The sequence below is a fragment of the Enterococcus sp. AZ149 genome, assembly GCF_051714285.1.
In the GTDB taxonomy this organism is placed as follows: Bacteria; Bacillota; Bacilli; order Lactobacillales; family Enterococcaceae; genus Enterococcus_D; species Enterococcus_D entomosocium.
Genome location: NZ_JBIORO010000001.1, coordinates 157,554 through 171,273, shown reverse-complemented (window position 1 = coordinate 171,273; position 13,720 = coordinate 157,554). Strand labels below are relative to the sequence as shown.

Genomic DNA, 13,720 nt, shown 5'->3' with positions numbered 1-13,720 from the left:
TTTTCCTCCTAAGAATTCATTATTTTTGTTTTTCTACATACGCATCGTAATCATCTACGATCAAGAAATACCCTTCTGGATCTCTGCGGTACTGCAATTGTGGAATCACTAATAAGATCACCACCACAAGAACCACACCAATGATGCCTAAGAATTTCATCAATACTGTAAAGAATGGCCAGACGGTCGCCCAGTCGAACATACCAAGATAGCCGCCATATTGGGACAATCCTACCCAAGTAGCGATCAAGGCCGAACCACCGATCTGAATGATGCCTGATAAGAATGGGAAAAGACAAGCCGCCTTGATACCTCCACGGTTGTTGGCAAAAACGGCAATCGCTGCATTATCAAAGAACAGTGGGATAAACCCGGCAATCACGATCGTTGGTGACCGGAACAAAATCAGTAAAGCAATCATTAAAAATTGTCCTAATGCACCGAATAAAAAGCCCACCGTCACAGCATTTGGTGAACCAAAGGCAAAGGTTGCGGCGATATCGATCCCCGGAACAGCACCTGGTAAAATCGTATTTGAGATTCCTTGAAATGACTCGGTCAATTCGGAAACGAAGGTGCGCACACCTAATTGAAGAATTGCTAAGTAGACGGCAAACATCAGTGATGTTTGTAAAATATAAAACAAGAAACTTTGTCCTTCTGCCATAAATCCTGCTGTTATTAAATAATCTTGTCCAAGTGTCACTAAAATGATACCGAAGAAAAAGAGCATCAGGATCGAAGTCGATACCATATTTTCATTGAAGACCGATAAAAAACCCGGTAGTTCGACATCTTCTAATTTCCGATTGGATTTGTTCTTTTTGAACCGTTCCGCAAGTCTCGCAAAGAAATAAACACCAAACATCTGTTGATGGGCAATCGCAAAACCAGCACCTTCCGTCAAATCTTGACAGATGCCCACGGTCAAATTGGAACCAACCGCCCAATAGCAGCCTAAGATCAAGCCCATGACAAGTAAGACTTCGATCCGACCCAAGTCTGGAAAACAAAATAGCAGCAACCAAAAGGCCGTTGCGGCTTGCTGTACTTGCACATTTCCAGTAGTGAAGACGGCCCGCAGCTTAGTATATTTTTTAAAGCGAACGAGTAAGATATTAAAAACAAAGGCAATCAATAATAAGAGCATCGTGTCACCAAAGGTGCGTCCAAATCGTTCTTCAATGCCGGCGGTGATCGCATTTTGACCAAAATACGGGTCAGTGACCATCGCATCTAATTCAAAACGCTCCTTAAGCCCCACCAGGATCGGACGGAAATTATTGACCAATCCACCAGAGCCAATCGTCAAAATCAAGTAACCAACGGTGGCTTTTAAGAAACCTGCGACACATTCAACAAACGGCCGTTTCAATAGTAAGTAACCGATCAGTACAATAAAACCGATCAAAAAAGCTGGCTGCATCAAAATATTCTGAGCAAAGTAATCCCAGCATCTCAATAAGAAATCTCCTACCACTTCCATCTAATCCCTGCTTTCTTTTTGGTCATATTTCTCCATCACCACTTCAAAATCTGCCATCGTTTTTACACCTAATAGATCTTCTACCAGCCCCTCTTCCATCAACATCTCTGATAAACCAGCGATATTGTTCATATGTGCTTCAGCGTTTTTGGCAGCGAGCATAAAGAACAACTGCGCCTCCTTGTCCGGATTATCTTCCTGAAACGAGACGGGCGCTGGAAAAATCGTCAGCCCGATCCCTGTTCCTAAGACGCCTTTGCTTTCTGCTGAAGAATGGGGCATGGCTACTTTGGGAATGATCACAATATAAGGACCGTATTGATGGACATCCCGAATGACATCTTCAATGTACTGATCCGTAATCAACGCCTTTTGCTTTAATCCTTCGCCACTCGCCCAGATAGCGGCTTCCCAGTCTTCGGGCTGTTCATGGTTGATTGCAACCAACTCATTTTCATAAAAATAACGCAGCATTACCTTTGCTCCTTTCAAATTTGGCTTTTGCAGCATCCTCCCCCTTCTTTTATAAGAAAGAAGGGAATGGCGTATCATTATCGACCGAAAACACATCTTTGAAGCCACGATAGAAATTAAATTCAAGATCATCTTTATTCGTTGGGTAGGTGAATTTGCCGCCAACTTGCCAAATATACGGTTTAAACTCATAGTTCAAACGATCTTTTTTAAACTTCCAAATCTCGGTGATCTCTTTTGGATCAGCCATAAAATTGGACCAGATATCATAATGTACGGGAATCACCACTTTGGCATTGAGGGATTCGGCCATCCGCAACATATCGATTGAAGTAACTTTGTCGGTGATGCCCCGCGGGTTTTCGCCATATGCACCTAAGCAAACATCGATCTTGTACTGATTCCCATGTTTAGCAAATACATTCGAATAATGAGAATCTCCTGCATGATAAATCGCCCCACCGGAAGTCTCAAACAAGTAATTGACTGCGATACGATCCATGTCCTGTGGCATTTTTCCTTTCAAGCTGGTATCCGGATCTTCACAAGTAATCAGAGCGGTTCGATCGAATGCTTCTAAAGCGACGATTTTCACCTGCCCAATGGTCACTTCATCCCCCGGTTTGACCACGATGGTTTTTTCTTCTGGTATTCCCCATTTCAACCAAGTTGCAACGACTTCATGGGGACCGACGAATTTTGCTTCTGGACAATTTTGATGGACTGCGGCGGCAGTATTGATGTCTAAATGATCGGAATGGATGTGGGTCACCACTAACGCATCCACTCCTTTGATTGCAAATGGATCGATCACAAAGGGCTGAGTCCGTAGGTTAGGCTGCATTTCTTGTACACCACTCATTCGCATCATTTGATGGCCTTTTTTCATTTGCCCATTCCCATGACTGCGCTTGCCAGTGCCGCACCAAAGGTCGCATAAAATATTGGTTCCTTCCGCACTCTTCAGCCAAATACCCGTACAGCCTAGCCACCACATGGAAACTGTGCCTTCTTTCACAAGCTCATTTTCAATCTCTTCGTTCAAATAGGTCCCCCATTCTGGAAACGTATTTAAAAGCCAACTCTCTTTCGAAACATCATTTACATGTGCCATTCTTATTCCTCCCTTGCTTATTTACACTTTGATTCTAACATATAGAAAAACGCTTTCAATCTAGTTTTATGTTAATTTAGCTTATTATATGTTAATTAACCCATAAATAAATGTGATTATTTAATATATATGGTAATGTATAGGGGATATGTTAAAATGAGTTCGAAAGAAGAAACAACAAACACATCGTTGCTTCTCAACAAATGGTGTGGGATCATCACTTGAACTTGCGAGAATGAGGCGAGAAGGTTTTTGCTATGCAAAGGCAATCGCAATCTGGATAAACGATGAAAGACAAGAATAGAATAAAGCGCATGTAAGGAGGAAGTATCGTGAAACGTTCCAATGAAGAAGTGAGGCAAAGGAGAAAACAATTGATCGATCTGATAAAAACATCTGGTTTTTCTGATGTGAAGACCCTCAGTCATCAGTTGGGAGTATCAGAGATGACGATCCGCAGAGACTGTACCGTACTGAGTGAGATGGGTCAGATCAAACAAACCCACGGAAAAATCGAATACTGTGAAGCTTATGAAGATGAAGCGCATCCCACCGACTCGATCGAGTACATCAAAGATCGACTAGCCAAAGAAGCGGCTCGCCAAGTAAAAGATGGCGATACCCTTTTCGTCAATACGAGTACTAGCGCCGCTCAAACGTTGCGCCATCTAACGGACAAACGAATCAGTTTGTTGACGAACAATACAAGTGTGATCCAAATGGAACACCATCCAAAATCAACGATCGTTTTAAGTGGCGGCGAAATACGCTATCCTAAAGCGGCCTTGTCAGGGGATATCGCCGTGGAGTCGTTTTCTCATGTTCGTTCTGATGTTACGATCATTGGTTGTAGTGGGTTAGATTTACAGACCGGCATTTCCACTTCAGTGATCCACGAAGCCAAAGTCAATGCGAAAATCATCGAAAATTCTGGCAAGTTGATCGTTATCGCGGATTATCGAAAAATCGGTAAGCAATCCAATTTTACGATTGGCGCAATTGCGGCTATCGATCTGCTGATCACCGACCATTATTCTGATCCCAAAGTCATCGACTTGATTGAGCAACAAGGTGTTCAAGTCATCCAAGTTCCCGTCTAACCATCTTTGTCGCTAAAAAAAGCCCGACAGTTGATCTGAAAAGCCACGCCTTGCTGCCTCTTCCAACAGAAACAGCAAAGCGTGCCCTTCGATCAACCGTCGTGGCTTTTTTCGTTAAACAATCGTACGCTTCAAACGTGCTTTATGGGATGTGCCTCGTGTGAATTAGAGCCGCAGCAACCAAATCAACGCAACAGCACCCACGGTTTGGACGGCTCCAACGGAAAGACCATAGAATAAAAAGCGCGGTCCTTCTTTTAAAAACTTGCGGAAATCCAGGCGCAAACCGATGGCTGCCAACGCCGTTGTTTCAAACCACGTACTGATAAAATGAGCCCCCTCATTCAACCAGCTAGGCAGCGGCAAGAAGCTGTTCAAGATACAGATGGTCAAGAAGCCCAACACATACCAAGGGATCGGCAGCCGTAGCTTACCTTTACCTTTGTTTTTGGTGGGGGTCTTTGTCGTCATTCGTTCAAAAACAATGACGACGACTGCCAACATGATGATGCGCGCGATTTTAAAGAGCATCGCGTATTTGACGGTGTCGGCATCAATCAAACTAGCCCCCGCCACGACTTGCCCGACGGATTGCAGTGTGCCGCCAAGTAAGGCGCTTTTTTGCAATAGATCATCGCCGTATAAGGCCAAGCCTAAAAACGGCAGCGTCAGCATCATCACCGTTCCTAAAAGATTGACCAAGGTGATGATCTGCCCTTTTTCTTCATCATCGGCATCAATGGCTGGTGCGATCGCCGCAATCGCAGAGGACCCACAGACAGCATTGCCGCCTGCCATCATCAGGCTCATCTTTTGATTAAAGCCCATTTTTTTCCCTATCAAATAAGCAGCGGTAATGACCAAGCTCATCATCAGCAAAATAAAGAGAAAGCCCCGAAGACCCATTTCACTGATAGTCTGGAAAGTGACGGTAAAGCCCAGCAAAACCACCGAATATTCTAGGAGACGACTTTCCGCAACCTTCGTCCCGACTTGATAGCGTTCTTGCTTGAACAGTGTATTTCCTAAAATGATTCCTAATAAAATAGCAAGGGTTGCTCCCCCTAATTTTGGTACAGCCAAAGCCATGATTCGGGCGATGACGGCTACCGAAAAGGACAGGAACAAACCGGGAAGTATCAAAGCTGTTTGTCGTTGCTTCATTGCTTTCATCCTTTCATATAACATCCATTATACATAGATTGACCGATCAGTAGGATTTATTGGTATAATAGTTATGATTGAATTTTCTAATGGAAGGGATTGCAATGTTAAAATTATTGGAGACTTTTAAGATGGTCTATGAAACGAAAAATTTTTCGAAAGCTGCCGAATTGCTATTTATTTCGCAGCCCACGGTTTCTGCTCAAATCAAGCAGTTGGAACAAGACCTGGATACACCGCTCTTTTTACGCAATGGTCGCAAAAACGTGATCGCCACACCCCAAGCAGAGTACCTTTACGAAAAGGCACTGAATTTATTGGATGAGTGGTCGACGATCACCAGCGAGATCCATACCAACACGCAGCACCAAAGCCACTGTGCCCTAGGCATCTCTCATACCTATGCGATGGCCTTGATGCCTAACTTGATGATTGCTTTATACAACGCCTTTCCCACGGTGCGTTTTCGGGTATCGATGATGAACTCCGCTGAAGTCTTAACAGCGCTTGAACAACATCAACTGGATTTAGGGATCATTGAAAAACCCTTATCCGCACCGAGTATTTTGCGTTTTCCGATTTTGAAAGATCAGCTCGTCTTAGCTGGCGATCCCCAAACCGGTCCTTGGCTCGTCCGAGAAGCGAGTTCTGGTGTCTACTATTACACTAAGCGCTATCTGGAGGAACAGAACATTCAAGGACCGATCATCGAGATCGCCAGCAATGAATTGATTGTCGCTTTGCTGAAACAAGGCTTCGGCTGTTCGATCCTTTCCAAGCGAGCCGCCCACGGCATTGGCTATCAACTGCTGGATAAAAACTTTGAGCGCCAATTTTACTTAATCCAGCGCAAAGTAGTCACAGAACCAGCCATCGAGGGATTGCGGACCTTCATTCAGGAGTGGTCGCAAAACGATCCCTCACAGGTGGCAAGCGTATAATAACAAACTGATTTTTTGGGGGAACCACCGCCTCGTGGGATTTCTTAACCTTTTCTTACGATTACGCTTCCTCGCTGCCGATCTGGTCCGATTGATTGTTTCTTAAGAAATTTGTGCTAAAATGAGGAGTACTGGCTATGGGCTCTAACGTTCCCCTTTTTGAGGGAAACTTAGACCGCCCTTTGACTACTTATGCAGTTCGTGAAGCAAACCAGTAAGAAAGGATCTTGAAATGAACGAACAAATCAAGAACAAATTAGCGCTGCTTCCTGATCAACCTGGTTGTTATTTAATGAAAGATAAAAATAACAAAATCATCTATGTTGGGAAAGCCAAAATTTTAAAAAATCGTGTCCGTTCGTATTTTACCGGCAGCCACGATACGAAAACCGAACGGCTCGTTCAAGAAATCAATGATTTTGAGTACGTCGTTACCGAATCAAATACGGAAGCTTTATTGCTGGAAATCAATTTGATTCAAAAAAACAAACCAAAATACAATATCATGTTAAAGGACGACAAGTCGTATCCTTTTATTAAAGTGACCAAAGAGCGCTATCCGCGTTTGATCATCACTCGTAAAGTTTTAAAAGACGGGGCTTTATATTTTGGCCCTTATCCTGATGCACGAGCAGCCAATGAAACCAAACGGGTGCTAGATCGCCTCTTTCCTTTACGAAAATGCGGTCCTTCTCAAAAGCGCCCTTGTCTTTATTATCATTTGGGTCAATGCGTCTGTCCTTATGTCAATAATGTAGACCCCAAGGATTATCAAAAGATCGTGGATCAAGTCAAACACTTTTTCCACGGCGGTCACGTCGATATTTTGAAAGATCTGAAAGAGAAGATGGGCGAAGCCATTGAAACATTAGAGTTTGAGCGAGCGGCTGAGCTGCGGGATCAGATCCAAGCGATCGATACCGTCATGACGCGACAAAAAATGACCCTGACCGACCTGATGGACCGTGATGTCTTTGGCTACAGTGTCGACAAAGGCTGGATGTGTGTCCAAGTCTTCTTTATCCGTCAAGGAAAGCTGATCGAACGAGAAGTCTCTTTGTTTCCTTTCTACAATGAAGCGGATGAAGATTTCTTGACCTTCGTCGGCCAGTTTTACCAAAAGAATGAACACTTCATTCCCAAAGAAGTCTTTGTTCCGCAAAATGTCGATGCTGCCCCATTAGAAGCGCTGTTGGAAACCAAAGTCCTGCAGCCCCAACGAGGCGACAAAAAGAAATTGGTCGATTTGGCCAATAAAAATGCCCGCATTGCCTTGGCCCAAAAATTTGCGTTGATCGAGCGTACTGAAGAACGGACGATCGGTGCAGTGGATCGTCTAGGCGATGCCATGGGGATCGCGACACCTTATCGGATTGAAGCCTTCGATAACTCCCACATCATGGGGACCGATCCGGTTTCTGCAATGGTGGTTTTTGTCGACGGGAAGCCGTTTAAAGATGATTATCGGAAATATAAGATTCGTACCGCACAAGGCGGCGACGATTATGGCTCTATGCAAGAAGTCATCTACCGCCGATACTCTCGTGTCCTAAAAGAAAACCTGCCTTTTCCTGATCTGATCATCATCGATGGTGGGAAAGCCCAAGTCGGTGCCGCCCAAGAAGTGCTGCATAACCAGCTAGGTTTAGATATTCCCGTTGCCGGGTTAGTGAAGAACAACAAACACAAAACCAGCGAGTTGATTTTCGGAGAATTTTTAGATCCGATCCAGCTGGAACGCAATTCTGTAGAATTCTTTTTGCTGCAACGGATCCAAGATGAGGTCCATCGTTTTGCGATCACCTTCCATCGCCAACTGCGCAGTAAAAACAGCTTTTCTTCCAAGCTAGATGAAATTCCTGGCTTAGGACCAAAACGCAAGCAACAGCTCATGAAAACCTTCAAGTCGTTAAAAAACATCCAAGCAGCTTCCGTGGAAGAGATCCAGCAAGCTGGTATTCCCAAAGCCGTTGCGGAAACTATCTTAGCCAAACTAGGCGATCAAAACCAACCCACTTCTTAAGTCAAAACAAAAACGCTCCATAGCCAACAGTAGCTATGAAGCGTTTTTTCGTTGAAGAACCATTTTGTAAGCCGTTACTTTTTGCGGTGCTGTAACAGATCAGGCTTCATGTCTAACATGGAATAGCCACGAACATCATACCGATTGCGGCTGCAGGAATAGTCCACTGGACGTCCCGATTCTAAATAGATGATCTGTTCTAATTCCAATACTGGATCATCTGCTTGGCACGCTAAATAGGTTTGATCGTATTCATCACTTTTGGCAGCCTGAAAAGTCCGATAAGCACCAGCAAATTTGTAGCCTAAATCTTGCAACAGATAGTCATAGACGGATTCTTCCAAGATCTCTTTCGTCAAACCGCTGACCAGATCCAACGGCATATAGGAATGCTCGAGTATGTAGGGATTGCCTTCTAAGATCCGCAAACGGATCACATGGTAGATTGGTTGTTCGGCAGTGATCTGAAGCATCTCTTGAATTCTTGTTGTAGGAAAACAGACTTCAAAGGTGATGACTTGGCTAGTCAACGTCCGTTTTTCTTGTTTCATCTGATAGCTCAGGCCTTTGTATTCTGTCACCGATGAGGTATCTTTGCCCCAAAAGGAATGATTCAAAACTTTGGTCCCTAAGCCGCGCTTTGTCAGCAGCAAGCCTTCCATAATCAGGATATTCACCGCATTTTTAATCGTCATTCGGCTGACGCCAAACTCTTCCACTAACTCTGTTTGATAAGGTAAAAGACTGTCTTTCGGATAAGTTCCGTCCTTGATTCTTTTACGCAGAACATCTGCGATCTCCATATATTTGGGCATTTTGCCACCTCCAAAACGTGTGTTGTATTGATTGAAAAACGAGAAAAGAACCGGCCAAACGAAAAGAGTGTCATCACACCACTGCACCTTCCAATGAAGCAGTGTGATAAAGGGGTATTGCACTCTGATCGCGGCCGGATAAGGTCTATTACGTTTGGCGCTTGTTTCTAATCGACTCGATCAGACATTACGCATTTTTTAAACGGCGTGTTTCTTGAATTTGCGCCATTTTCACGAACGGCAAGTAGATAACGATCGACAAGATCAAGTTAACAGCTGCCAAGATTCCGCCAGCAATACTTTGTGTCGACAAAATACCGCCGATGATTGGTGGCGTCGTCCATGGTGCGATGACGGTACTTGCAGGAACTAAGCCAGTTGCAGTTGCAAAATAAGCAGTCGTGACTAAAACAAGTGGTGTCAACACATATGGGATGAACAAGATTGGGTTCAAGACAACGGGTAACCCAAACATCACTGGTTCATTGATCATGAACACACCTGGTGCAACGGATAGTTTTGCGACAGTCATATATGCTTTATGATGACGAGCAACTAAGAAGATCGCAATCAAAAGACCTAGTGTCGCACCTGTTCCGCCGATGTTCACGAAAGAATCAAAGAATGGTTTGTTCACGATATAAGGCAAATCTGTGCCTGCTTCTAATGCTCGTGCGTTTGCTTCGATCGCTGGCACATTGATCGTTTGCATGAATGGATCGATGATGTTGGCACCATGTAAACCAAAGAACCATAAGAATGCAGAGATAAAACCTAATAGCAAAGCAGCTGGGTAAGAGTTTGCCAAGCCCATGAATGGTTGTTGCACTAATTCATAGAAGGACAATACGATACTTGTCACACCAAATGCTTGGAAAATTGCTGTAAACAAAGCAAAGATCGATACGGTGATCATTGCTGGGAATAACGCAGCAAATGAACGTGATACTGCTGGTGGTACGCCATCAGGCATGTTGATGACTAAGCGTGGGTTGCCAGCTAGACGACGGAAGATCTCAGTAGAAATGATTGATACGATTAATGCTAAAAATAATCCTTGAGAACCAAGTCCGGCAGCTGTTAACAAACCATCTGGGCCTGTCGCCATTGCACCTAATGCGAAGAAACTTGCAACTGAGATCGCCCCAGCACCTAATGCGTCTTGATTGTAGCTTTTAGCTAAATTATACGCTACTGTGAAAGCGATTAACAGACCAAGTATTGAAAAAGTACCTGCTGACAAGTTGTTCCCAAAGGCTTGCCATGTCCCTTCACCAAAAATGCCATTCATAAAATCAATATAGGCAGGAATTGGTAAGTTGTTGATCAATACCCCAAAAGAGCCTAAGATCATCAACGGCATCGTTACGATAAATCCGTCACGAATGGCCACTAGATGTCTTTGAGAGCCTATTTTAGAAGCGATCGGAATAAAGTGCTTCTCCATAAATCCAATAAATTTATCCATTGTTTTTTCTCCTTTCAAACCCTAAACAAAATAATGAAACCGATTTCTACTAAAGAATACCACGAGAACGTTTCCATGTCTAGTCTTTTCTTTATCAAAACCGTGCTTTTGTTTAACCCAGCTTATCATTTGCAAAAACAGGTGGTTTTTTAATAGAGAATGCCCTTCGGAACAAGACAGAAAAATCCGCGATTTTACACAAAAAAAGCAATGCTGATCCCTACAGCATTGCTTTTTCCATTGTTATTAAAAGCCGTTATTATCTGAAACTTCTTTAAACCAACGACCTGATTTTTTCACCGTTCGTTTAGCATCATTTGCTAAGTCAACGGAGATAAATCCGTAACGGTTCTTGTAAGCATTGGTCCAGGACCAGTTGTCCATGCAGGTCCACATATGGTAGCCAACACAATTGGTTCCTTCTTGGATCGCTTGGTGGACATACTTCAAGTGGTCAGAGACAAACTCGATGCGGTAATCATCTTCGATCACGCCATCAGCATTGACGAAACGTTCTTCTCCTTCGACACCCATGCCATTTTCAGAAATGTAGCACTTGATATTGCCATAGTTTTCTCGCGTGTTTGTCAAAATATCATAGATCCCTTTTTCATAGATTTCCCATCCACGATACGGGTTCATTTTCTTGTTTGGCATATCATAGTTATCAAAGTAATCATCTGGCATTGGACTTTTCGCTTGATCGATCGGCGATTCTTTCTTCATGATACGACGAGGTTGGTAATAATTGATCCCCAACAAGTCGATCGTATTTTCGCGAATTGTTTGTAAATCATCAGCTTCCATCGCTGGTACCATATCTAATTCCTTGACGATGGTCACTAATTCTTCTGGGAACGTGCCTTTGACCGCAGGGTCTAAGAAAGAGCGATTAAAGAAGGCATCTGCGATTTGCGCTGCTTTGACATCCTCTGGATCGTTCTCATCTCTTGGATAGCTTGGCGTCAAATTCAAAATAATGCCGATCTCCCCACCAAGGTTCATCTCATGGTAGACTTTGATGGCTTTAGCACTCGCCAACGTTTCGTGGAACCCAACTTGGACTGCATGTTTCATGTTGATCTCATTCGGATAATGGAATTGGTAAAGATAGCCGCCTTCAACAGGGACGATCGGTTCATTATGAGTGAACCATTTCTTGACACGATCACCAAATAACGTAAAGCAGGTTTGCGCAAACGCGACATAGGCATCCACGGTCTCTCGGTTCAACCAGCCGCCTTTTTCTTGCAGCGCCATTGGCATATCGAAGTGGTATAAATTCATGAAAGGTTCGATCCCGTTGGCGATCAACTCATCAATGTAGGCATTGTAAAAATCAACGGCTTTTTGATTGACTTCTCCTTTGCCTTGCGGGAAGAGACGACTCCATTGGATCGACGTCCGAAACGTCGTATGGCCGGTTTCTTTCATGAGTTGAATATCTTCTTGATAGCGTGTGTAGACTTGCGAGGTTTTTTCAGGACCTACCCCATTGAAAAATTTCTCTGGTTCTTGCTGATACCAGTAATCCCAGATGCTTGCCCCTTTGCCATCGCCTTCAAATACACCTTCTGTTTGTGGGCCACTAGCGGCTGACCCCCACCAAAAGCCTGCTGGAAATTGATAATCCATCTTCATTCACTCCTCATTTTTTCTTTGCTGCCCTAATCATAAAGGAAGCAGTTACAAAAATCAATCTTTTTTAAAATAAATGTATAGACATTTAAAATAAAACATGATACATTATCGATGTAATCGATTGCAAAAAGAAATTTAAGGAGTGAACTAATAATGAATGGTTTTATGGACAAGTTATCTGAAAAGATTTTGCCCTTGGCGAATGCCTTAGGACAAAATCGCTATCTGACCGTCTTGCGGGACGCATTTATGCTTTCGTTCCCAATCACTATGTTTGGATCGATCGTGGTCGTTTTAAACAACCTGCCCTTCTTCAGTGATGCCACTAAAGGAACATTAGGAACGCTGTTTGGCAATGGGCAAAATGCAACAATGAGTATCATGACTGTTTTCGTTACTTTCGGTATCGGCTATTATTTATCAAAATCATATGATGTGGAAGGGATTTTTGGCGGCGCCGTTTCTTTTGCCAGCTTTTTGATCTTAACTCCTTTCTTTATGACTACTGAATCTGGCGAAACGATCTCCGGCGTGCTGTCTCTTGATCGTCTTGGCGCAAAAGGGATGTTTATCGGGATGATCGCAGCATTTTTAGCAGCTGAAATCTATTGCCGCATCACAAAACGCGGCTGGCAGATCAAAATGCCTGATGGGGTGCCACCAGCAGTTTCTAAATCTTTTGCCGCTTTGATTCCAGCAATTATCACCTTAACGGTATTTTTAGTGATCAATGCCATCATGACGGGTGTCTTCAATGCCAACTTGCATGACTTGGTTTATGAATTGATCCAAAAACCATTGACTGGACTAGGCAGCAGCTTGCCAGCAACTCTATTGGCTTTGTTCTTTGTCCAATTCCTTTGGTTCTTCGGTCTACATGGTCAAATCATCGTCAACTCTGTGATGGACCCGATTTGGAATACATTAATGTTAGACAACTTAGAAGCGTATCAAAATGGGGATGCACTGCCGCATATCGTCACAAAACCATTTATGGAAACCTTCACCGTTGGATTAGGCGGTTCTGGTATGACGTTAGCCGTTGTTATCTTGATGGCTTTTGTATTGAAGAAAAAACAATACCGCGATGTTGGTCGTTTGGCTTTAGCACCAGGGATCTTTAACGTCAACGAACCAGCAATCTTCGGTATGCCGATCGTCTTGAATGCGACGATCCTGATTCCTTGGGTCGTGGCACCTCTTGTGGTAACGACCTTCAACTACTTAGTGATGGCGGCTGGACTTGTTCCTGCACCAACTGGTGTTTCTGTTCCTTGGACCGTTCCAGTGGTATTCAGTGGTGTCTTAGCAACCAACTCTTGGTTAGGTGGTTTGCTGCAAGTCATTGACGTGGTGATCGTCGGCTTAATCTGGTATCCATTCTTACGTGTTTTAGATCGTCAAGCAGAACCATCGATCGATTAAGCGCAACGGCTGGCTGAATTTTTTCAGTCAGCCGTTCTTTTTATAAAAAAACCAAGGTTTGATTGTCGA

General features: G+C 43.6%; 11 protein-coding genes. 4 read left to right on the top strand and 7 right to left on the bottom strand.

The features are described 5' to 3' along the window. Positions 1 to 19 precede the first annotated feature (19 nt). Genes IGI94_RS00790 through ulaG form a run of 3 tightly spaced genes read right to left on the bottom strand, consistent with a single transcriptional unit; the run spans position 20 to position 3,074 of the window. Positions 20 to 1,486 carry a PTS ascorbate transporter subunit IIC gene (locus tag IGI94_RS00790; RefSeq protein ID WP_016611581.1) on the bottom strand — a complete coding sequence of 489 codons (1,467 nt, stop codon included), beginning with the start codon at positions 1,484 to 1,486 and terminating at the stop codon, positions 20 to 22. Further along, positions 1,487 to 1,960, bottom strand: coding sequence for a PTS sugar transporter subunit IIA (locus tag IGI94_RS00785; RefSeq protein ID WP_438899302.1), 474 nt, complete (start codon positions 1,958 to 1,960; stop codon positions 1,487 to 1,489). It abuts the gene before it with no gap. Between the two features lie 49 nt (positions 1,961 to 2,009). After that, positions 2,010 to 3,074 carry an L-ascorbate 6-phosphate lactonase gene (gene ulaG, locus IGI94_RS00780; protein ID WP_422705493.1) on the bottom strand — a complete coding sequence of 355 codons (1,065 nt, stop codon included), beginning with the start codon at positions 3,072 to 3,074 and terminating at the stop codon, positions 2,010 to 2,012. A 332-nt stretch (positions 3,075 to 3,406) separates the two neighbouring features. Here ulaG and IGI94_RS00775 point away from each other — a divergent pair, with 332 nt between their 5' ends. Continuing rightward, positions 3,407 to 4,174, top strand: coding sequence for a DeoR/GlpR family DNA-binding transcription regulator (locus IGI94_RS00775; RefSeq protein WP_005232717.1), 768 nt, complete (start codon positions 3,407 to 3,409; stop codon positions 4,172 to 4,174). A 165-nt stretch (positions 4,175 to 4,339) separates the two neighbouring features. Here the strand turns inward: IGI94_RS00775 and IGI94_RS00770 are convergent, their stop codons facing one another. Continuing rightward, positions 4,340 to 5,362, bottom strand: a complete 1,023-nt coding sequence (locus IGI94_RS00770; RefSeq protein ID WP_422705494.1) for a YeiH family protein — start codon at positions 5,360 to 5,362, stop codon at positions 4,340 to 4,342. 65 nt (positions 5,363 to 5,427) lie between these two features. Between IGI94_RS00770 and IGI94_RS00765 the strand changes: the two genes are divergently transcribed. Next, positions 5,428 to 6,279, top strand: coding sequence for a LysR family transcriptional regulator (locus IGI94_RS00765; protein WP_016619552.1), 852 nt, complete (start codon positions 5,428 to 5,430; stop codon positions 6,277 to 6,279). 232 nt (positions 6,280 to 6,511) lie between these two features. After that, a complete protein-coding gene (gene uvrC / locus IGI94_RS00760) occupies positions 6,512 to 8,302 on the top strand; it encodes an excinuclease ABC subunit UvrC (protein ID WP_060791643.1) in 1,791 nt (596 codons plus the stop codon). A gap of 74 nt (positions 8,303 to 8,376) precedes the next feature. Here uvrC and IGI94_RS00755 read toward each other — a convergent pair whose 3' ends face one another. The 3 genes from IGI94_RS00755 to IGI94_RS00745 all read right to left on the bottom strand — a co-directional run bounded on the left by IGI94_RS00755 (position 8,377) and on the right by IGI94_RS00745 (position 12,220). Continuing rightward, positions 8,377 to 9,117 (bottom strand): GntR family transcriptional regulator, encoded by a 741-nt coding sequence (locus IGI94_RS00755; RefSeq protein ID WP_008376546.1) that lies wholly within the window; start codon positions 9,115 to 9,117, stop codon positions 8,377 to 8,379. 187 nt (positions 9,118 to 9,304) lie between these two features. Continuing rightward, on the bottom strand, positions 9,305 to 10,585 hold the full coding sequence (locus tag IGI94_RS00750) for a PTS sugar transporter subunit IIC (RefSeq protein WP_005232725.1): 1,281 nt from the start codon (positions 10,583 to 10,585) through the stop codon (positions 9,305 to 9,307). A gap of 246 nt (positions 10,586 to 10,831) precedes the next feature. Next, positions 10,832 to 12,220, bottom strand: coding sequence for a glycoside hydrolase family 1 protein (locus IGI94_RS00745; RefSeq protein WP_371875328.1), 1,389 nt, complete (start codon positions 12,218 to 12,220; stop codon positions 10,832 to 10,834). Positions 12,221 to 12,379: 159 nt separating this feature from the next. Between IGI94_RS00745 and celB the strand changes: the two genes are divergently transcribed. Next, positions 12,380 to 13,651 carry a PTS cellobiose transporter subunit IIC gene (gene celB / locus IGI94_RS00740; protein WP_005226670.1) on the top strand — a complete coding sequence of 424 codons (1,272 nt, stop codon included), beginning with the start codon at positions 12,380 to 12,382 and terminating at the stop codon, positions 13,649 to 13,651. Positions 13,652 to 13,720 lie beyond the last annotated feature (69 nt).